This window comes from Corynebacterium sp. HMSC074C01 (assembly GCF_001814605.1).
In the GTDB taxonomy this organism is placed as follows: domain Bacteria; phylum Actinomycetota; class Actinomycetes; order Mycobacteriales; family Mycobacteriaceae; genus Corynebacterium.
On sequence record NZ_KV817275.1, the window covers coordinates 1 to 21,888 of the forward strand.

The following is a 21,888-nucleotide window of genomic DNA, read 5'->3' on the forward strand; positions in this document are numbered from 1 at the left end:
GACCTTATCCGTCACCACAGAAGCATCCGGGTTCGAAGGAGGAGTTACATCCTCCTCAGTCACGGTGATCTCCACCGAAACCTCATCAGTAGAACCATCCGGGTAGGTCACAACAACCGGAACGGTGATCTTGTCACCAGGCTTAGCATCCTCAGGAACCGCAACCTTAATGGAGCCGTCCTCATTGACGGTCACGCCATCGAGAGGATTGTCACCCGGCTTGAAGGTCGTGCCATCAGGGGCATCGGTCGGGTTACCGTCCTTGTCCTTAAACTCCGGAGCCGGAACAGTTACATCCTCGCCAGGCTTACCAGAACCATCCTCATAACCAGGCTCAAAGGTCTCATTGTCCTTTGCAGCAGGTGCATCCAGGTCAAACTTCGCAGGAACCTCGCGAGATACCGGGTCGGCCCCCTCAGCCGGGGTCCAAGTAACCTTTACCAAAGCCTCATTTTGGCCCTCAACCTGCTTATCTGCAGGCCAGGTGATAACACCGGTCTTATCGTCGATTTCCAGGCCCAGCTTCTCGGCAGCGGCAGGATCTACGAACTCGAAAGTTGTACCTTCCGGTACCTTCTCTTCGGTATCAGTATTCGGGTTGTCGAAGGAAGGCTTTACTTCAAGATCCTTTTCCTTGGCAGTCCCCTTGGTCTCGTCGTAGTTCACGACGGTCGGGTCTGCCAAGAAGGAGTCGGCCAAAAGGAGGGTGCCCGTTGGCTTACCCGAAGCATCGGCGGCGAATACCTGAGAAGAGTATACAGTCGGCTTGGAGAGATCGTTCGGAACGGTGAAGTCGCAGGACTCCAGCTCGCCGAGCTCGTTAGCGGTAACGGTGCAGAATTCACCAGTGGATTCACCGTCGGCAAACCACTCAATAGCGTACTCCTGGTTGGGAACCAAACCAGTGGTCTTCGACTTAGCGGTATCACCAGGAGCTGCAATAGCAGACGCGTTATCGTAGTTGATTACGTCGTGAATCGGGCGCGGAGTCAGCAGAGCGAAGTTCTGGACAGAAATATTCGCTGACGTGTTCGCTTGGCCGAGGAACCATTCATTCGAGGGCTGGAACATGTTGTCCTGGTAGTTACCCATCCACAGGTCGCGGTTCTCACCAACTACCGGATACAGGTACATATAGTCCTCGTTGATGTGGCGGTGACGCTGGCCAGCTGTACCGTTCCACTGCATCAGATTGCCATGCTCTTCTTCCTCAGCAGAAACGAGCTTGCCCCACTCCTCATCAGTGGTCTGCTTTCCCTTTTTGTCGTGAGTTGCGCCATACAAGCCAGCAAACGGCAGGTAGAAGGTACCATCATCCTTTACATAGGCTACGCGCGACTCAGCAATGTGGGATCCTACGCCGTGCTCAGCCTGGTACTTGTCGACGATTTCCTTTTGTGCGACACGGAACTGCTCACGAGTGTAGTTCTTGTTGGAGTCCTTCCAAGCATCGAACTGACGGGCCACTTCGTCGTTAACATAAGACCCAACAACCTTAACGTCGGTAGCAGCTCGGTCTGAAGAATCCTTAAAGTATCTCTGCGCTAGGGTGCCACCGTTTTCGTTATTCTCCCACCAAACACTGCCACGCGCCGTGCCGAAGATACCACCCTCTGGCCACTTCTTATCGACAGTGGGCGCTTCGGTCCACTCAGTTTCAGGCTTGGCGAGCCAACCATCCACGTTCGGACGCTCCTGGAATACTACCTTGGCGCCCACGATGCGGTTAATGCCAGCCGTAAAGTCCCAGCTTTCCCATTTACGGGTCAAACGGTTGTGGAAGCGGCCGCTGTACATGTCGCCACCGCCTGCTAGCGTGTACTTTGCCGGATCCGGGTTCTCAGCCCAGGTTCGAACCTGGAACTTCGAATCTCCGGCCAGTTTAAACTCGATAGGGTTACCCAGGCCATCCTTCGGCGCATTAGAGAGGTCGAAGACGAACTTGCCCTCGGAATCCGATGTGGTGTAGTAGATTGGCGAAACTTGACCCTTGCCATTGACGTACTGCAAGAAGACCTTGACACCAGACATAGCTTCGTCAGCTTCATTCTGGGCCTCCGGGCCGGAGTCGCGATCCAAATAGACCGTACCTTGGTATCCCTGCTTCTGACCCCAAGTACCATCTGCTCGGATAGCGGTCGCTTCCGAAGTGCCTCGGGTATCCACACTGGGCTTCTGATCAGGCGTGGCGTCCTGAGCAATAGCTGCCGGCGCAGCATTCGGACTTACGACTGGGTGAACGAAGGGCGCAACCATCGCGACAGAGAGCGCGGCGGCAGCAATCGTCGTACCACGGCGACGAGCGGAACCGTTGAAACTCTTCAAATCCATGAAGAATCCTTTCATGAGAACAATTAGGGAATGGGTCAACTGCTGCCCTAGGTCAGATTTCGAAGCCTCTTAAGCGTTCCTGAAGGCAGACTGGACTCAAGCTGAGACGTTACCCCCCCCCGCCACTCTCCGCAAGAGCTAATTTCGCCGGCAGTTAACGGTGTCCATGCATGTCACGGAGTTTCCGTAGGTAGAACTCTGTAAAGCTGCAGGCCACAGTCGGCTCCCATGTTCATAACGTTCACAGGTTTATTTAGGTTCGTAATTTGGGCCGCACATAAGTTACCCCCATCAAGGCCCCCATGGAGGGGGCTTGACGGGGGTATCAACCTGAGGTTGAATCTAAGAAGTTTTATAGAACGCCGACCGCACCGCCATGGCAAGAAGGTAGGACACCGGTGCCACGGTCACAACGGTGACGAGTAGCTGAATGACTTCGGCGCGGAATTGGAGCGCGGCAGTCCCTGGAGCGAGGTCGTGGGTGGTGAAGGTTGCGATTCCGGTAACGACCACCGCGGCAGCGCCGGACAGTGCGCCGGTAAGAATGGTGAAGCGCTTGTATTTGAAGGCGAGGAAGGCTGCCTCCATTGCCAGGGCGGTAAGGAGGATTGTTGGCCAGCTCAGCTGCTCAAAGCTCCCAACCAGCGCACGGCACAAAATGACGGTCATGACATACCCCACGAACGCCGCACCCGGCTTGCGTGTGGTCAAGGCCGCGCACAGGGCACCCATAAACTGCAGCACCCATAACGCAGAGAGCAGAGCCATAAGGTTGTCCCAACCGAGGGGAATGCCCTCCCCCGTCGCCGCTCGCTGAAAAACGGCGGCTTTTCCCCACAGCAGAAGTGCGCCCATGAGGGAGAAAGCCATGACCACAACGGCGTCAATGCCTGTCCACGTCTTAGTTTTTTCGGCAGTCACAGCCGTGGATGAATTCGTATCCTTGGAGCTCTTGTTGGCGTGGGTCATAGGTTAGGGCCCTTCTTGACAGGAGTGCTGGTGATCTACTGTGTCGTTGGCACTATTCTAAGCAAAGCCAAATAATCCCGCAGTCCAAAAAGACCCGCACCTCTTCCCCACCAGCGTGTGGCGGGGTGAAGTGCGGGTCTTGGTTTCCCTTTGCCGTTAAGGGGCTAAGGACTAGGTCCTAGAAGGTGTAGTCCTCCTCCAGCGGGACGGAAGCGCCGGTGAACTCACCGAAGCCATCGTCGCCGTAGATGGAATCACCGTAGGTCGGGATGGAGTACGCAGCATTGCGTGCGGCCTCAGTCGGCTTGACGCTGATGTTGCGGTAGCGGGAAATACCCGTACCGGCCGGGATCAGCTTACCGATGATGACGTTCTCCTTCAGACCAATGAGCTGATCCGAGCGCTTGTTGATGGCGGCGTCGGTAAGCACGCGCGTGGTCTCCTGGAAGGAGGCCGCGGAAAGCCAGGACTCGGTAGCCAGGGAGGCCTTGGTGATACCCATGATCTCACTGCGCAGCTGAGCCGGCTGGCCGCCCTCAGCAACCTGAGCGGCGTTAACCTGCTTGGCCTCAGAGAGGTCAATGAGGTTGCCCGGGAGCAGGTCGGTGGTACCGGCGTCGATGACGGTACCGCGACGCAGCATCTGGCGGATGATGATCTCGATGTGCTTGTCGTGGATAGCCACACCCTGTGCACGGTAGACGGCCTGAACCTCGTCGATGAGGTGCTTCTCCACACCGCGGCGGCCGAGGACCTCAAGCACGTCGTGCGGGTCAGCCGCACCGCGCATGAGGCGGTCACCGGTGGTGACGTGGTCGCCGTCGCGCAGCGAGCGCTCGATCATGGCGTCCGGGTTGGACTCCATCGGGCGGCGGACCTGAGCCAGGCCCTGACGCTTCGACAGCTTCTCGTAGACCACGTTGTCGGAACCGTCATCCGGGGTGATGGTCAGCGTCCAGAAGTTGCCCTCATCGGACAGGGACACGGTGCCGTCGACGGAGGCGATAGGAGCGCGGTTCTTCGGGTTACGGGCCTCGAAGAGCTCCTGAACACGCGGCAGACCGCCGGTAATATCGCCACCGACACCACCCTGGTGGAAGGTACGCATGGTCAGCTGGGTACCCGGCTCACCAATGGACTGTGCGGCCACGATGCCGACTGCCTCGCCGATATCGACGAGCTTGCCGGAGGCCATGGACTTGCCGTAGCACTTGGCACATACACCGGCCGGGGTCTGGCAGGTCAGCACGGAGCGGACCTTGATCTCCAGAACACCAGCGTTGACGATCTTGCGGCTGAGCTCCTCGGTCAGGTCAGCGCCGGCCTCGGCGATAACCTCACCGTTTTCATCCTTGACGTCATTAGCCACGACGCGGCCGGATGCGGAGGTCTCCCACAGCTCGTGCAGGTCGTAGGAGCCTTCGGCCACCTCGACACCGAGCGGGACGCGCACGCCCTGGCGGGTGCCACAGTCCTCTTCGCGGACGATGACGTCCTGCGCCACGTCCACCAGACGACGGGTGAGGTAGCCGGAGTCAGCGGTACGCAGAGCGGTATCCGCCAGACCCTTACGGGAACCGTGCGAGTTGTTGAAGTACTCCAGAACCGACAGGCCCTCGCGGAAGGAGGTCTTAATCGGACGGGTGATGTAGTCACCCTTGGAGTTCACAACCATGCCCTTCATACCGGCCAGGGTCCAGATCTGACGCATGTTACCGGCAGCACCGGACTTCACGATCATTGGAATCGGGTTGTCGTCGGGGTACAGCTCCTCGACGGCGTTACCCACGGTGTCCGTGGCGTCCTTCCACAGCTCCACCAGGCGGTCGTAGCGCTCGCGTTCGGTCAGGGCACCCTGCTCCCAGTACTTGCGCTCGATGCGCTCTGCTTCCTTCTCATAAGACTCGAGAACCTCGGTCTTGTTCGGCAGAACCAGAACGTCGTGCATGGTGATGGTCACGCCGGAACGGGTGGCCCAGTAGAAGCCCGCGTCCTTCATCTTGTCCAGAACCTGGGCAACGGTGATCATCGGGTACTTGGCAGCGAGGTCATTAATGACGTCACCCAGCAGCATCTTGTTGCCAGCGCCGCCTTTACGGACCATGACGCCCTCAAGGTACGGGTAGTTCCACGGCAGCAGGTCATTGAACATGATGCGGCCCAGGGTGGTCTCAGCGAGCCAAGCCTGGCCCTTCTGCCAACCATCCGGGAACTGCTCTGCCTCGATGTCTGACGGCGGACGCAGGTGAGAGATGCGCACCTTGATCGGGGCCTGCAGGCCCAGAACGCCGCGGTCACGGGCCATGATGGCCTCCGCGTAAGAGGAGTACACGCCCTGCTCCGGGCGGTCCTCGGTGGCGGGCTGGTAACGGCCCTCGCCACCGATCTCGTCCTCACCCTTATCCATGGTGAGGTAGTACAGGCCGGTAACCATATCCAGGCGCGGCATAGCCAGCGGCTTACCGGAGGCCGGAGACAGAATGTTGTTGGAAGCCAGCATCAGCACGCGGGCCTCAGCCTGTGCCTCGGCGGACAGCGGCAGGTGGACTGCCATCTGGTCACCGTCGAAGTCAGCGTTGAAAGCCTCACAAGCCAGCGGATGCAGCTGGATGGCCTTACCTTCGACGAGCTTCGGCTCGAAGGCCTGGATACCCAGGCGGTGCAGGGTAGGTGCACGGTTCAGCATCACCGGGTGCTCGGAAATGGCCTCTTCGAGGACGTCCCACACCTCAGGGCGCTGGCGCTCTACCATGCGCTTAGCGGACTTGATGTTCTGCGCGTAGTCGTTCTCTACCAGGCGCTTCATGACGAAGGGCTTGAACAGCTCCAGAGCCATGAGCTTCGGCAGACCACACTCGTGCAGCTTGAGCTGCGGACCAACGATAATCACGGAACGGCCGGAGTAGTCCACGCGCTTACCCAGCAGGTTCTGGCGGAAGCGGCCCTGCTTACCCTTGAGCAGGTCAGACAGGGACTTCAGCGGGCGGTTACCCGGGCCGGTGACCGGACGGCCGCGGCGGCCGTTGTCGAAGAGCGCGTCAACGGACTCCTGCAGCATGCGCTTCTCGTTGTTCACGATGATCTCGGGAGCGCCGAGGTCGATCATGCGCTTGAGGCGGTTGTTGCGGTTGATCACGCGACGGTAGAGGTCGTTGAGGTCGGAGGTGGCGAAGCGGCCGCCGTCCAGCTGCACCATCGGGCGCAGCTCCGGCGGGATCACCGGGATAGCATCCAGGACCATGCCGGCCGGGTCGTTGCCCGAGCGCAGGAAGGCTGCAACAACCTTCAGGCGCTTGAGGGCACGCATCTTCTTCTGGCCCTTGCCGTTGTTGATGATCTCCTTGAGCTCCTCGGCCTCAGCCTCGAGGTCGAAGTTGCGGATGAGGGTCTGGATAGCCTCTGCACCCATGCCGCCGGTGAAGTAATCCTCGTAGCGGTCAACCAGCTCTTCGTAGATGGTCTCATCGATGATCATCTGCTTCGGAGCCAGCTTGATGAAGGTGTTCCAGATTTCATCGAGGCGAGCGACCTCACGCTCACCGCGCTCGCGGATGTGCTGCATCTCCTTGTCGGCAGCGTTCTGGACCTTGCGGCGGGCGTCGGCCTTAGCGCCGGCGGCCTCCAGCTCGGCCAGATCCTGCTCGAGCTTGGCAGCGCGCTCAGCGATCTCTGCCTCGACGTCATCCTCCACGTCCTTCTTCTCCAGCAGCATTTCTGCTTCCAGAGTGGACTGGTCATTGTGGCGAGCTTCCTCGTCCACGGAGGTGATGATGTTGGCGGCGAAGTAAATGATGCGCTCAAGGTCCTTCGGAGCCAGGTCCAGCAGGTAGCCCAGGCGGGAAGGAACGCCCTTGAAGTACCAGATGTGGGTAACCGGCGCGGCCAGCTCAATGTGGCCCATGCGCTCACGGCGCACCTTGGACTTGGTCACCTCGACGCCACAGCGCTCACAGATGATGCCCTTGTAGCGCACGCGCTTGTACTTACCGCAGGCGCACTCCCAGTCACGGGTTGGGCCGAAGATGCGCTCACAGAAGAGGCCGTCCTTCTCCGGCTTCAAGGTGCGGTAGTTAATGGTTTCGGGTTTCTTGACCTCGCCCTTGGACCAGCGACGGATGTCCTCTGCGGTGGCCAGCCCGATGCGGAGCTCGTCGAAGAGATTTACGTCAAACACGTAATGTCTCCCTTTCATCCCCCGTCAGGGGGGAAGTTGATGGCTTTGTATGTAGGTGGTGTTTCGTTATGCCCGCCGCCTTGATAAGCGGCGGACCAAGAAGCTAGGCGATGTCTGCGTCGGAGCGCTCGTCGCGGGACAGGTTAATGCCCAAGGACGGAGCGCCGTCCATGTCATCATCGTCGGAGCCAGACAGTTCCATCGGGGTGCCGTCAGTGGAGAGAACCTCCACGTTCAGGCAGAGGGACTGCAGCTCCTTGAGGAGGACCTTGAAGGACTCCGGGATGCCCGGATCCGGGATGTTGTCACCCTTGACAATGGCCTCGTAGACCTTGACGCGGCCGACCACGTCATCGGACTTGATGGTCAACAGCTCCTGCAGGGTGTAGGCAGCGCCGTATGCCTGCATTGCCCACACCTCCATCTCACCGAAGCGCTGGCCACCGAACTGTGCCTTACCACCCAGCGGCTGCTGGGTAATCATGGAGTACGGACCGGTGGAGCGGGCGTGGATCTTCTCGTCGACGAGGTGGTGCAGCTTGAGCATGTACATGTAACCGACGGAAACCGGGTACATGTACGGCTCACCGGAGCGGCCGTCGAAGAGGCGGGCCTTACCGTGCTCATCCACCATGACGTCGCCATCGCGGTTCGGCTTGGAGGAAGCCAGCAGGCGGGAGATCTCCTCGTTGGTAGCACCGTCGAAGACCGGGGTTGCGGTGAGGGACTCCGGCGGGACGTCGTAAAGCTCTTCCGGCAGGGTCTTGAGCAGCTCGGCGTTGGCCGGATCCTCGGTGTCGATCTTCCAACCAGCGTGTGCCAGCCAGCCGAGGTGAACCTCGAGAACCTGGCCGATGTTCATACGACGCGGCACACCGTGGGTGTTAAGGATGATGTCCACCGGGGTGCCATCCTCCATGAAGGGCATATCCTCCGGCGGGAGAATCTTGCCCACAACGCCCTTGTTACCGTGGCGGCCGGCGAGCTTATCGCCATCCTGGATCTTGCGCTTCTGAGCCACGTAGACGCGGATCATTTCGTTGACGCCCGGGGCCAGGTCGTCATCATCCTCGCGGGAGAAGCGGGAAACGCCGATGACCTTACCGGTCTCACCGTGCGGCACCTTCATGGAGGTATCGCGCACCTCGCGAGCCTTCTCACCGAAGATGGCGCGCAGCAGGCGCTCCTCCGGGGTCAGCTCGGTCTCACCCTTCGGGGTGACCTTACCGACGAGGATGTCGCCCGCGCGGACGTCAGCACCGATACGGACGATGCCGCGCTCGTCGAGGTCACGCAGAACGTCATCGGAGACGTTCGGGATCTCGCGGGTGATCTCCTCCGGGCCCAGCTTGGTATCGCGAGCATCGATCTCGTGCTCCTCGATGTGGATCGAGGTGAGGATGTCCTCCTCCACGATGCGCTGGTTGAGGATGATGGCGTCCTCGTAGTTGTGGCCTTCCCACGGCATGAAGGCAACCAGCAGGTTGCGGCCGAGGGACATCTCACCGTTGTGGGTACCGGGGCCGTCGGCAAGCACCTGGCCTGCCTCGACGCGCTCGCCCAGGGACACCAGCGGGGTCTGGTTGTAGTTGGTGTTCTGGTTGGTGCGCTCGAACTTGCGCAGCATGTAGGTATCGCGCTGGCCCTCGTCATCCATGATGGTGATGAGGTCCGCGGTGACGTTCTCCACCACGCCCGCCTTCGGGGTGATGATGAGGTCACCGGCATCGTAGGCAGCGCGCTGCTCCATACCGGTGCCCACGTACGGGGCCTCGGAGCGAACCAGCGGCACGGCCTGGCGCTGCATGTTCGCGCCCATGAGGGCACGGTTAGCATCGTCGTGCTCGAGGAACGGAATCATGGCGGTAGCCACGGAGACCATCTGGCGCGGGGAAACGTCAACGTAGTCAACGCCGGCGGCATCGGTCACGCCGATATCGCCGTCCTTGAGGCGGACCTCGATGCGGTCGCCGGTCAGGGTGCCGTCGGCATCCTTCTCAACCTCAGCCTGCGCGATGGCGAAGCGATCCTCTTCATCGGCGGTGAGGTACTCCACCTGGTCGGTGACCTTGCCGTCCACAACCTTGCGGTACGGGGTCTCGATGAAGCCGAAAGCGTTCACGCGAGCGTAGGAAGCCAGCGAGCCGATCAGGCCAATGTTCGGGCCTTCCGGGGTTTCAATCGGGCACATGCGGCCGTAGTGCGAAGCGTGAACGTCTCGCACCTCAATGCCGGCGCGCTCACGGGACAGACCGCCCGGGCCCAGCGCAGACAGGCGGCGCTTGTGGGTCAGGCCGGACAGGGAGTTGTTCTGGTCCATGAACTGCGAGAGCTGGGAGGTACCGAAGAACTCGCGGATGGCAGCAGAAACCGGGCGAACGTTGATCAGGGAGGTCGGGGTAATCGACTCTGCATCCTGGGTGGTCATGCGCTCGCGGACGACGCGCTCCATGCGGGACAGGCCCACGCGGACCTGGTTCTGGATGAGCTCGCCGACGGTGCGCAGACGACGGTTACCAAAGTGGTCGATGTCGTCGGTGTGGATGGAGATCATCTCACCGTTCGGGGCCTTCATCTCACGCTCGCCGGCGTGCAGGCGCACGAGGTACTCGAGGGTGACGGCAATGTCTTCCTCGGTCAGGGTCATCAGACCATCGTGGTCTCCGCCCAGGCCGAGCTTGCGGTTGACCTTGTAGCGGCCCACCTTGGCCAGGTCGTAGCGCTTGGCGCGGAAGAAGGAGTTATCCAGCAGTGCCTGCGCGAGGTCACGCGTGGGCTGCTCGCCCGGTCGCTGCTTACGGTAGATCTCCAGCAGAGCCTCATCGGTGTTGGCCACGCCATCGGACTCGAGCGTGGACATCATGAGCTCGGAGAAGCCGAAGCGCTCCTTGATCTGCTCCTCGGACCAACCCAGGGCCTTGAGCAGCACGGTCACCGGCTGGCGGCGCTTGCGGTCGATACGAACGCCAACGGTGTCGCGCTTGTCGACGTCAAACTCCAACCATGCACCGCGGGAAGGAATGACCTTCACGGAGTGCAGCGGGCGCTCGGTGGACTTGTCGATGGTCTGGTCGAAGTAGACACCCGGGGAACGCACGAGCTGCGAGACGATAACGCGCTCGGTGCCGTTGACGATGAAGGTGCCCTTCTCGGTCATCATCGGGAAATCGCCGATGAAGACGGTCTGGGACTTAATTTCCTGGGTGTCGTTATTGATGAATTCTGCGGTGACGTACAGTGGCGCCGAGTAGTTGATGTCCTTCTCTTTGCACTCGTCCACGGTGTTCTTCACCGGCTCGAAGCGAGGCTCCGACAGGGACAGGGACATGTTGCCCGAGTAATCCTGGATCGGAGAAAGCTCCTCGAGGATATCCTCAAGGCCGCTCGTCACGCGTGCGTCTTCGCCGCGCTCTGCCTGCTCGCGCTCGCGCCACTCGGGGGTGCCGATGAGCCACGCGTAAGAATCGAGTTGTAGATCGAGGAGGCCCGGGACAGCGATAGGCTCGCTGATTTTAGCGAAGGAGTATCGCTTCGGGGCTCCAGGGATGTTGGCCACTGACTTGGTCTGGCGGGAGACTGCCAAGATGGGTCCTTCCAGTACCTCTGGCGGATTGCGGCCCCACCCTGGCCGGTGAGGTGCAAAACCGCTGGTAGATTTAGCATTCGGTCTGCTGTGGAATGACTGGGTTTAGAATGCACAAAATCACCTTGTCAAGTCGGTTTTACCATCACCGCTCGAAAGGCTAAATGTGCACTAAAGATCCAGATTCCAGCGCAACGAAATAGCCTATAGCATAATGGCGGCCTTGTAAAGGCGAAACGCGCTATTGGCGTGTCGCTACACAGATCCGCTCGCGCGGGCCTCTAGCACGCGCGGCTAGCGGGCGTGACGGCTCGTGGAACGACGGAAAGCTCCCAGCGCCCCGAGCAACGCCAGAAGCGCGCCGACTCCGACGCCACCCCAGCGCAGCCACTGCCCCACAGCACTCCGCGGGAAGCGCTCGGCCTGCTGAAGCAGCTCCGCACGGGATTCCTCATCAGTTGCGCCATTGAAGGCGAACTGGACCTCGCGCTCGTTGCCCTCGCGGTCAGCCCAGTAGTCCCGCACGTCAACGTCCATGCCTACAACGAGTCCGGTGGCCTGGTCTACGAAGAGGTCCCGCGTTGCGGCGTGGAAGAGGTAGCCCTGCTCGGTGGAACCATCCTCGTTGCTCAGCGTGGTGGTCGTTGTACCGGCATAGAGGGTAGCCACGTTGGTGGGCTCAATCTCCTGGCGGTAGCGGTAGACCGTGCGGCCATCGATGTCGAGGGATTCTTCGAAGACGGCGTCGGCCGCCTTGCGCAGCACCGGGTCAAAGACCGGGTAGGTAGTCTGCTCGGCATCGGCGGGAAGCTTTAGCCAGTAGCCCTCGACCGGGACTTCCGCCGTGGGCGAGCCCATGGTGTGGGAAAGCGCCGCCGGGCCCGTGGCCTCACCGCTGAGGCGATCGACGGGGTAGTTCCATACGCGCGCAAAGCTCAAGTCTTCCACGTTGCCGGTGCCGCCGCGGATGGCGGATTCGCCGACTCGCAGCGTGGCGGTGTCCTTATCCGCCGGATCCTGGATGTCCATATTGAGCTGATAGGTCATCGGCCCCTCGTACTGCGAAGCACCCTCCGCGGACAGCGCTTGCGCGGTGGCGTTCTCATCCTGCATCGTCCACGTGGTGTCCTTGATATCCAGCGGCAGGCGCGGACTAAAGCTCAAGAAGCTCGACGCCGCCAAGCCGGCAGCGAGCAGCGCAACGCCGAGGCCAAGCAGGAGGACGGAGAAGATGCGGGACTTGGGCAGCATGGTGGCTCATTCTACAGCCCATCCCCATCAAAACGGGAACAACCCCGCACCGCCACAAGCGGAACGGGGTTGTTGGTGCGCAGCGAGTGTGCTGCGCGGGAAAGCTGAGTAATTCAGGTGAATTACTTGAGCTCGACGGAAGCGCCAGCCTCTTCGAGCTTAGCCTTAGCAGCCTCAGCGTCGTCCTTGGAAGCACCCTCGAGGATAGCCTTCGGAGCACCCTCAACGAGCTCCTTAGCTTCCTTCAGACCCAGGCCGGAGACGATCTCACGGACAGCCTTAATAACGCCGATCTTCTTAGCGCCAGCGTCGGTCAGAACGACGTCGAACTCGGTCTTCTCTTCCTCAGCGGCACCGCCGGCAGCCGGGGCACCAGCAGCAACGGCAGCAACCGGAGCGGCGGCCTCAACGTCGAAGACCTCCTCGAATTCCTTAACGAACTCGGAGAGCTCGATGAGGGTCATTTCCTTGAAAGCTTCAATGAGCTCGTCCTTGGTGAGCTTAGCCATGATTGGCATCCTTTCTCATTGTTCCTGGCCGCGCTAGGCAGCCAGATAAGTGTGTGTGTTTAAGTTGTGCGCCTGTAGTTGGCGTCTTAAGCTTCCGCAGCCTTCTTGTCCTGCAGGGCCGCAGCGGTGCGGACCATCTTGGTTGCAGGAGCGTTGAATACGGCGGCAGCCTTTGCCATAGAACCCTTCATGGCGCCAGCCAGCTTTGCGAGGGTGGTCTCGCGGTTGTCCAGCTTGGCGATGGCCTCAACCTGGTCGGCAGACAGAGCGTTGCCGTCCATGTAGCCACCCTTGATAACGAGTGCCTTGTTGTCATCAGCGAACTTGGTGATGACCTTCGCAGCGTCCACTGCCTCGCCCTTGATGAACGCAATAGCGGTCGGGCCAGTCAGGTGCTCGTCAAGACCCTCGATGCCAGCTTCGTTGGCAGCGATCTTGAAAAGGGTGTTCTTGGCGACGGAGTACTCAACGTCAAAGCCGAGATTGTTACGCAGCTCCTGGAGCTGACCCACGGTCAGGCCACGGTACTCGGTAAGCACGATGGAGTTTGCACCCTCGAGCTTCTCCTTCAGTGCCGCCAGGTCTGCGGTGTTCTTCGGGTTTGCCATTTTCTACTTCGCCTCCTTTCGAAACATCTCTTGTGTTTTCCGCCGGGGCCTTCCCTACTCCGCTTGCCCGATGGACAACCGAAATAACAAAAGCCCCGTGCAAGAGCACAGGGCGCGCGCGGAAATCCGCGCTCATTCGCAAAGTGTCTCCTGCGTGGGCCGCCCTCTAGGATGAGGAACCTTCGATCCGGATGTCCGGATGACCGACGGTCTTCGGTGAACTTTGACTCGGCCTCAGCGGGCCGTTCAAACTTCGCTAGGTACGTTACAACCCGACCTACCACAACTCCAAATCGCTCCTGTTGGAGCTGTCGACTCGGGCTCGTGCATGAGCATGTCTAGTCACTGAGCACCCCACGCGGAACGATGACGGGGGCGTCGCTGCGCGGGTCGTCCCAGATCTCGACGTCAATGCCATAGGCGGCTGCCAGCACGTCTTTCCGCAACGCCTGGCGGGGTGTTCCCTGCGCGATAACCTCGCCGTTGTTCATGACCACCATGGTGTCGGAGTACTGCCCGGCCAGCATGAGATCGTGCAACACGACGACGACTGTCTTCCCCGCGTCGGCTTGCTTGCGCACGAGCTGCAAAACGCTGATGGCATGGGCAGGATCGAGGAAGGTCGTGGGTTCGTCGAGAAGCAGCACCGGCGTGTCCTGCGCCAAGGCCAGCGCGAGCCACACCCTCTGGCGCTGGCCGCCCGAGAGCGCCGCGATGTCACGGTCGATGAAGTCAGTAATGCCAGTCTCCACGCAGGCCTGCGCGATGATATCGCGGTCCTTTGCGGACAGGCCCCGACCGCGGCCCAGGTGCGGGTAGCGGCCGCGTGCCACGAGCTCGCCTACCCGCAGCCCATCCGGCGCCGTCGGCTGTTGTGGAAGGAGCGCCACGTGGGCAGCAGCTTCCTTCGGGCTCATGGCGTGCACGTCTAGCTCGCCGATGTGTACTCTCCCCTGCCGCGGGCGAAGAATTTTAGACAAGGTCTTCAGCAACGTGGACTTGCCGCAACCATTCGGCCCAATGAGCGTGGTGATTTCACCCGGGCGGGCCAGCAAGTCAACGCCCGACAGGATGTCTTCCCCGTCCTTATAGCCGGCATGAATACCGGTGGCCGTAATTTCTCTGTCTTTCACAAGCTTTTATCCTCTCCGCCGCGCGGCATTCCACACCAAAATGACCAGGGCGCACCCTCCAATGATGGAGGAAACCGCACCCACTGGAGCGTCCATCGGCAGCGCTCCAGCAATGACAGCGCACGCGCTCAACAAGGCGGCGCCAGCAGCACACGAAACCAGCGGCACAGGCGTGGGCGTCCGGGCAACAATGCGCCCCACATGCGGGGCGAGAAGCGCGATGAAGCCAATGGGGCCGGCCACGGATACGGTCACCGCGCAGATGCCCGTTGCTGCCACCAGCAGCAGCGCGCGTGTTCGCGTGATGTTGACCCCGAGGGATAGGGCCGAGAAATCATCGTGCGCAAGGAGTGGTAGCTCCCGAGCACACCACAGGCCAAGCACCACGAAAGGAGTCAACCCTACGAGCAGTGGAACAATGACCTCCATCCGCACAAAACCCGTGGTTCCCGCCAGCCACAGCTGCGATTGCGCCGCGCGGAGGAGCTCGGCTGCGCGCAAGAGATACGCCACCAGTGCTTGGAACAGCAGGGAGAGCGCGATTCCAACGATGACGATGCGGTTGCTCGTGCCGATTCCCCCAAGCGCCACCAGCAGGATGGCCGCCAGCACGGCGCCCAACAGCGCGAGCCCGGCCCGCCACCAGAACATGGAGAGCCCGTCGGCAAGCAGCGGCCGAGAGAACACCGTTCCGAGGACCACCATGACGGACGCGCCACCAGTCACGCCAAGAATGTCGGGCGAGGCCAGCGGATTACGCGACATTGATTGCGTCCACGACCCCGCCAGTCCGAGCGCGGCACCCACGATGAGGGTCGCTAGAGCTACCGGCATGCGCAGGTCCCAGACAACGCGGATTTCGCTGCGGCTTCCCCCGCCGTTGAGAATCTCCAGGACCCGCCCCGGGCTCAAGGCCACAGGGCCCTGCCCCAGCAGGAGGACATAGGAGCTTGCCGCGACCAGAACAAAGAAGCAGGTCGCCGCCCATATCCACGTCCGGCGCTGCCGCTCTTGGGAACGCAGTTGCTTGGCGACGTCCCCCTTCACCCGCCCGCTCATAGCTTGTGCTCCCCACGGTGTACGGCCCAGATGAGGAATGGTGCGCCAACAAAGGCCAAGACGATGGACATCTCCAGCTCAGAGGGGCCCGCGATGAGGCGGCCCAGAATATCTGCAGCGAGTACGGAGCAACCACCGAGCAACGCGGCAGGAGCAATCATCGCGGTAACTTCTGGCCCTGTGAACCGTCGCAGCAGATGGGGGATGGCAAACCCGACGAAGGCAATGGGACCTGTTGCCGCAGTTGCGCATCCTGCTAGAACAACGATGCTCAAGGCAGCGCCGCGCCGCGCCAGCGTGGGAGAACCGCCTAGAGCAACCGAGGATTCCTCCCCCATTGCCAGAAGATCGAGCGGTCGCGCCACGCGTGCGGCGATGATAAACCCGATGAGCAATCCGGCACCTGCGATGGCGACATCCTCTGGTCCCCGCCCAAACGTAGAGCCGATGGTCCACCGGCGCATGCTGTCGAGGACATCCGTGGAGTACAGGCCGATCAGCATGGCGCCAGAACTCAAGGCAGCAGCAACTCCTGCGCCCACTAGGACCAGCGTCAGGGGATCCTGAAACCGCCGGGATACACCCAGCACTAATGCTGTGGCCAGGCCGGCGCCTACGAGGGCGAGCGCGGTCCGCATCCCGGTTGAGGTGGCGATACCTAGCGCCGTGCCGAGGGCAACCAGGAACGAGGCTCCCGCAGTGATACCAATGAAGCCCGGATCGGCCAGGGGGTTTCTAGTCCAGGACTGAGCGATAGCACCCGATACCGCGATTGCTGCGCCCGCGAAGTAGGCCACGAAGGTGCGGGGGATACGCAAATCCCACAGGATGTTCTCGATATCTGCTTCGCCTCCGCGGAGGAGGGCAGAAAACAGATCAGGCAACGGGATAGCCCTCGAGCCCACCGCCAATGAGCACAGTAGAAGGAGGAGGGTCGACACCACTAGGGCCATGGTGAGCAGTGCACGGCTTCTCCCCCTCGAATCCAGCGCGACTGCCGTGCCACCGTGGCGCGCACCCGCAGCACCGTGGATAGCGTCAGCCTTCCTCGGTAGCGCGAGCACTTAGAGCTTCTCTTCGAACTTGTCGACGGCCCACGGAATAGTCAGCGGGTTCGGCATGCTCATCGCATTACCGGTGTCCGTGTCCAGGTAGCGAACGCGACCATCCTTAACAACGTCTAGGCCTTGGAACGTGGAATCCTTCTTCAGCTCATCGGCCGCGCCGTTGTAGTCCAAGACGAACAGGTAGTCCACGTCGTTGAGCTGGGAGTAGTTTTCTGGTGCGTAGTCCACGAAGAAGCTGGAACCATCGCCCTGCAGTTCCTGTGGGATCTCAAAGCCCAGGTTCTCAATGAACTGGCCGCGGCCGTCTTCTGCCGTGTAGAGACCCAGCTTCCCGTCATAGGGCATGACGATGGCTGCTCGCCTGCCCTCCAGCTCCGGGTGGGAGTCCCTGAACTGCTCAAAGGCGTCCTCCGCTTGGTCAATGAGCTTCTCGCCCTCCTCTTCCTTATCCACAGCAGCGGCGATGGTCTTGACCTGCTCCTCCCAGGGGATCTGCCAGTCCTCGAAACCTTCTGGCTTCACGGTCAGCGGGGCGATATCCTCGAGGGATTTCTTTGCCTCCTGGTCCACTGCCTGGTTCACGGCGATGATCTGCGTGGGATCCGAGGCAGTGACCTGTTCAAGAACCTCGGCCGTGAAACCGGAAGCGGTGTTATAGATGACCTCGGGCTGTGCATCTCCCAAAAGCTCCTTCGCCCACGGGCCAACTCCGGAGCCATCGCCGTCGCCTTGCGAACCCCACGGCGCCACAGCAACGGGAGTGATTCCGAGTGCGAGTACGGTATCGGCGTCACCCAGCCCCAGGCTGGCAACCCGCACCTCCTCAGCACTGCCTGCAGCGCCGTTGTCCTCGCCGCTTCCGCGCGAGCACCCCGTCAGAGCAATCGCTGCCGCCGAGACAATCGCGAGCACGGCTTTCGCGCGCCGATGGATAGCAACCATGGAATAAACCTTTCCTTCAATGGGAACGAGCGGACAAGCGTTCGCACCCCTAACCTATTTGAGGCTAGCCTAACCTCTGCTTTATCATGGATTCAAATTTCCCTTATACCTAGGAACAATTCCTTTGACGAATCACCGCTTATTCCCCGTCACCCTCACGGGGAACACCCGCCTCAAGCCGCGGCTGCACCGCCTTACTTTTCACTCGCCCGCCTTCGGCTCCTACCCCCTAGCCGGGCCTGATGAGTATTTTGGCCTCCTCATGCCCCAGGACGGGCAGGAGTTTTTCCCCTTCCCAGTAGAGGATGCCAATGTGCGCGCCGCCGCCACTGGATTGCCCGACGACGTCCGCCCGGCATTGCGGTGGTACACAATTCGCAGGCTCAACCATAAAACCTGCACCATCGATGTCGATGTGGTGACCCATGGCGATAATGGCCCGGGCTCGCGGTGGATCCTTAAGGCCCAACCCGGGGATACCGCTGGACTTTATACCGGGCAAGCACGGTGGCAGGCCCCTAAGAAGTCACAGTTGCTACTCGCGGACGCCTCCGCTCTTCCAGCACTGTGGCACATCCTGGAGCACTACGAAGCCTCTTCACCGGAAACCTTGGACAGCGTCGACGTCGTTGCCATGATTGCGGACGACGATGAAATTGAAGACGGCTTTGAAAAGACGTGGCGCGGAAAGGTTCGCTCGCTCACCATGATTGTCGCTCCACACGACGAACACAGCGCACGCGCCGTTCAGCTTCTTAGTTCCCGTTTCTCCGCGGATACAGCGCCGGATTCGGTGTGGGTGTCCGGCGAAGGGGACCTGGCGAAAGCAGTGCGCTCGATAGCCGTGCATGACTGGGGTGTACCGCGCGAGGACGTCATCTGGTCCGTGTACTGGATGAAAGGCAAGCCGCGGCCTTAAAGCGGACTTCGCACGCATCTAATCCTTTTAACCGGCAGTGGATAGCCGGTGAATAACTCGGTGCGCTGCCACATGGTTTCCATCAGAAGGTTGCAGTCAAGAGGTTTCAGTCAGAAGGTTCACCTGCCCCCCCAAATGAACCTTCTTCGCTCCTCCATATGGTTTGTTTGCCCCCAAGAAAACCTTTTGACTAGAACCATCTACATCCAGCGTCCGCGCTTGCCCTAGGCCTGATGTATCTCCGCTTAAGTCCACGACGTGGAGCACCTGACTTGGGACACACAGCACAACGCGGGTCCCAGTGAAATCCGGAACCCGCGTTGTAAGGGGTCTTGTCTATCAGGCGGTTTCTCACGCCGCCCGCCCTGCAAGACTCAGGGTGTTCTCTCTATCTCTCATGCGCCTCTCTCAAACGCACAAGAATTAGTATGCAGCACTTTCCTTATAAGGCCATCGCACTTTACTGCCAATTACCTGTCAGTGAAACCCAGTCGCTTAACCTGCATAAACGAAGGCTTTCCGATTGAGGCCATGGGCGGATGAACAACGCCACTCCTACCGCTGCTACCTAGTGTTATTCGGCGGTGGGATGGGATTCTTCCGCACTACATTGGTTTACGTCAGGAGGGCGTCCCACAAAAGGCATCTGACTACAGGCATCTGGTAAAAGGCGTCTTTGGGTCTAAAAACGCCATCTGCCATGAGTAAAAGGCGTTTTCCGCCGTGAAAACGCCTTATGACTGATGCCTTTTATCAGACGCCATTTGTCCGATGGCTCTAGCACGTCGATGGAGGCACGCAGACGTTGCGAGTTACAAGAGGAACAAAGAATGTAATCCGTTTCGCGAAGATCCGCGTAGTGCTCTGCAGCCAAGCGCAGGTGAAGCATAGGAAAAGGCCCCGGCTCACGAATGAGCCGAGGCCTTTACGCCGTTAACACAGACATCAATTAGTCGGTGTAGTTCTTCTCCACGGAAGCATCGACCGGGATGCCCGGGCCGGAGGTAGTGGAGATGGTGATCTTCTTGGCGTAGACGCCCTTAGCGGAGGACGGCTTCAGGCGAATGATCTCGTCGTACAGCGCGCCGTAGTTCTCAGCCAGCTTCTCAGCATCGAAGGAAGCCTTGCCGATGATGGCGTGCAGGTTGGAAGCCTTGTCCACGCGGAAGGAAATCTTACCGCCCTTGACGTCAGCAACAGCCTTGGTCACGTCAGCGGTCACGGTGCCGGTCTTCGGGTTCGGCATGAGACCACGCGGGCCCAGCACGCGGGCAACGCGGCCAACCTTGGCCATCTGATCCGGGGTAGCGATAGCAACGTCGAAGTCGATGTTGCCCTCGTTGATGGCAGCGATCAGCTCTTCGGTGCCCACGATGTCGGCGCCAGCAGCCTTAGCGGCCTCAGCGTTGTCGCCCTCAGCGAAGACGGCCACGCGGACGTCCTTACCGGTGCCGTGCGGCAGGGAAACGGTACCGCGAACCAGCTGGTCAGCCTTACGCGGGTCAACGCCCAGGCGGAAGACAACGTCAACGGTGGCGTCGAAGTTCTTGGAGGAGGTCTCCTTGGCCAGCTTGGCGGCCTCGATCGGACGGTACTGACGGGAGCGGTCTACCAGCTCAGCGGCAGCCTTGTATGCCTTGGACTTGGTGCTCATAAGTGCAATTCCTTTTCTTGGATTGATGTGGTGTTAGCGGGCCGAAGCTGGCCCTGCCACGCGCGACACAGAACGTATCGCGCATTAAATCGAATTTTTACTTAGCCGGGACGCCGTCAACGGTGATGCCCATGGAGCGAGCGGTACCAGCGATGATGCGGGCGCCGTTCTCGATGTCACGAGCGTTGAGGTCCTCGAACTTGGTCTGTGCAATCTCCTTGCACTGATCCCAGGTCACGGAGCCAACCTTGTCGGTGTGCGGAACGCCAGAGCCCTTCTTGATGCCAGCAGCCTTGAGCAGGAGCTTCGCTGCCGGCGGGGTCTTCAGCTTGAAGTCGAAGGAGCGGTCCTCGTAGACGGTGATCTCCACCGGCACGACGTTGCCGCGCTGGGACTCGGTCGCAGCGTTGTAGGCCTTGCAGAACTCCATGATGTTGACGCCGTGGGCACCGAGTGCCGGGCCGACCGGCGGAGCCGGGTTAGCAGCGCCTGCCTCGATCTGGAGCTTGATCAGGCCAGTGACCTTCTTCTTGGGAGCCATCGAATTACCTCTTTCCTGTGGTACCGGAGTGCCGCCACGATGAATAACAGCGCCCCGTCCGGATGCTCACGCATTGTGGGCCACCGGAGGATGAACGTTTCAACATGCGCGAAAGCGCACGGCGTTCAAGTTTAGAACACCGTGCGCCCAGCTCAAAATCGCTTTTTAGGAGATGCGCTCGATTTCCGTCGGGGACAGCTCCACCGGGGTCTCGCGGCCAAAGATGGACACCAGGCCCTGCATCTTGCCGGTCTCCGGATCGATTTCGGAGATGGTGGCGGACACGGAAGCCAGCGGGCCGGACAGGATGGTGACGGCCTCGCCCACCTCGAAGTCGTGCGCGTAGGCCTTGGCGGCCTCCTTCTCCGGCATGGCCACAACCTGCTCGCCCTCGGAGTCGGCAGCGGAGGTCTCCGGAGAGACCGTTGGATCGTTCGGCATGAGGAACTTAGCCACGTCGCGGATCTTCACCGGGGTAGCGTTGCCCTCGTTGCCCACAAAGGAGGTCACGCCTGGGGTATCGCGGACGACGGACCAGGCGGCGTCGTTAAGCTCCATGCGCACCAGCACGTAGCCCGGCAGCAGCTTGCGCTTAACTACCTTCTTCTTGCCGTCCTTCTTTTCAATGGCCTGCTCGACCGGCACGACGACCTCAAAGATGGAATCCTCCACCTCAAGGGTCTGGGCGCGCATGTCGAGGTTGGTCTTTACCTTGTTCTCATAACCGGAGTAGCACTGGATGATGTACCACTGGCCCGGCTGCTTCTTCAGCTCGCGGGTAAAGGCGCGCAGGCGGGACTTGTACTCGGCGTCTGCGGCAGCGGCGGCGTCTGCCTCAGCGCTTGCCGACGTCTCCCCCGCACCCTCGCCTCCAGCCTCATCCGAGACGCCACCGAGAGCGGCCTCAGCGGCCTTGGTAGCAGCTTCCTTCTCAGCGGCTTCCTTCTCCTCGGCGGACAGTTCCTCCTGCGGCTGCTGGGCTTCCTCAGTAGCCTCGACCGCCTCGGCGGCCTGTTCCTGGACGTTATCGATCATGGCCTGCTCGAGGGAGGTGCCAGTGTTTTCTTCGCTCATTGTCTGCTACTCCAAATTGGTGTTCATTCTTCTAGTCCCCCACCAGGGTACTCGGCGGGACTAGGGCAAAAAGT

General features: G+C 60.6%; 15 protein-coding genes. 1 reads left to right on the forward strand and 14 read right to left on the reverse strand.

Features of this window, described 5'->3' with window-relative positions; genetic code table 11:
• The 11 genes from HMPREF2978_RS05115 to HMPREF2978_RS05165 all read right to left on the reverse strand — a co-directional run.
• Positions 1-2,331: YPDG domain-containing protein (locus tag HMPREF2978_RS05115; protein WP_210398338.1), on the reverse strand; the 2,331-nt coding region annotated here is incomplete at its 3' end.
• A gap of 342 nt (positions 2,332-2,673) precedes the next feature.
• Positions 2,674-3,300, reverse strand: coding sequence for an ECF transporter S component (locus tag HMPREF2978_RS05120; protein WP_070624541.1), 627 nt, complete (start codon positions 3,298-3,300; stop codon positions 2,674-2,676).
• Between the two features lie 178 nt (positions 3,301-3,478).
• Positions 3,479-7,474: a DNA-directed RNA polymerase subunit beta' gene (locus tag HMPREF2978_RS05125; RefSeq protein ID WP_070744468.1), complete on the reverse strand. Its 3,996-nt coding sequence runs from the start codon at positions 7,472-7,474 to the stop codon at positions 3,479-3,481.
• 103 nt (positions 7,475-7,577) lie between these two features.
• Positions 7,578-11,057, reverse strand: coding sequence for a DNA-directed RNA polymerase subunit beta (locus tag HMPREF2978_RS05130; protein ID WP_070744470.1), 3,480 nt, complete (start codon positions 11,055-11,057; stop codon positions 7,578-7,580).
• Positions 11,058-11,351: 294 nt separating this feature from the next.
• The gene (locus HMPREF2978_RS05135; protein WP_070744471.1) at positions 11,352-12,308 is read right to left on the reverse strand and encodes a cell envelope lipid trafficking protein PgfA; all 957 of its coding nucleotides are present in this window, start codon (positions 12,306-12,308) and stop codon (positions 11,352-11,354) included.
• Positions 12,309-12,430: 122 nt separating this feature from the next.
• Positions 12,431-12,817, reverse strand: coding sequence for a 50S ribosomal protein L7/L12 (gene rplL, locus HMPREF2978_RS05140; protein WP_010189710.1), 387 nt, complete (start codon positions 12,815-12,817; stop codon positions 12,431-12,433).
• A gap of 86 nt (positions 12,818-12,903) precedes the next feature.
• A complete protein-coding gene (gene rplJ, locus HMPREF2978_RS05145; protein ID WP_010189711.1) occupies positions 12,904-13,425 on the reverse strand; it encodes a 50S ribosomal protein L10 in 522 nt (173 codons plus the stop codon).
• A 338-nt stretch (positions 13,426-13,763) separates the two neighbouring features.
• Positions 13,764-14,558, reverse strand: a complete 795-nt coding sequence (locus HMPREF2978_RS05150; RefSeq protein WP_070526003.1) for an ABC transporter ATP-binding protein — start codon at positions 14,556-14,558, stop codon at positions 13,764-13,766.
• 6 nt (positions 14,559-14,564) lie between these two features.
• Positions 14,565-15,617 (reverse strand): FecCD family ABC transporter permease, encoded by a 1,053-nt coding sequence (locus HMPREF2978_RS05155; protein ID WP_070526005.1) that lies wholly within the window; start codon positions 15,615-15,617, stop codon positions 14,565-14,567.
• On the reverse strand, positions 15,614-16,681 hold the full coding sequence (locus HMPREF2978_RS05160; protein WP_070526007.1) for a FecCD family ABC transporter permease: 1,068 nt from the start codon (positions 16,679-16,681) through the stop codon (positions 15,614-15,616). Before HMPREF2978_RS05160 ends, HMPREF2978_RS05155 begins: the two co-directional genes overlap by 4 nt.
• Positions 16,682-17,626, reverse strand: coding sequence for an ABC transporter substrate-binding protein (locus tag HMPREF2978_RS05165; RefSeq protein WP_070526009.1), 945 nt, complete (start codon positions 17,624-17,626; stop codon positions 16,682-16,684). It abuts the gene before it with no gap.
• A 124-nt stretch (positions 17,627-17,750) separates the two neighbouring features.
• Here HMPREF2978_RS05165 and HMPREF2978_RS05170 point away from each other — a divergent pair, with 124 nt between their 5' ends.
• The gene (locus tag HMPREF2978_RS05170; RefSeq protein WP_070744473.1) at positions 17,751-18,545 is read left to right on the forward strand and encodes a siderophore-interacting protein; all 795 of its coding nucleotides are present in this window, start codon (positions 17,751-17,753) and stop codon (positions 18,543-18,545) included.
• Between the two features lie 949 nt (positions 18,546-19,494).
• On the opposite strand, the gene rplA is transcribed toward HMPREF2978_RS05170, so the two are convergent.
• The 3 genes from rplA to nusG form a co-directional block, all read right to left on the reverse strand.
• Entirely contained in the window at positions 19,495-20,199 is a 705-nt protein-coding gene (gene rplA / locus HMPREF2978_RS05175) for a 50S ribosomal protein L1 (RefSeq protein ID WP_070744475.1), read from the reverse strand.
• A gap of 97 nt (positions 20,200-20,296) precedes the next feature.
• Entirely contained in the window at positions 20,297-20,740 is a 444-nt protein-coding gene (rplK, locus tag HMPREF2978_RS05180) for a 50S ribosomal protein L11 (RefSeq protein WP_010189723.1), read from the reverse strand.
• A gap of 165 nt (positions 20,741-20,905) precedes the next feature.
• Positions 20,906-21,814, reverse strand: a complete 909-nt coding sequence (nusG, locus tag HMPREF2978_RS05185) for a transcription termination/antitermination protein NusG (RefSeq protein ID WP_070744476.1) — start codon at positions 21,812-21,814, stop codon at positions 20,906-20,908.
• Positions 21,815-21,888: the final 74 nt, after the last annotated feature.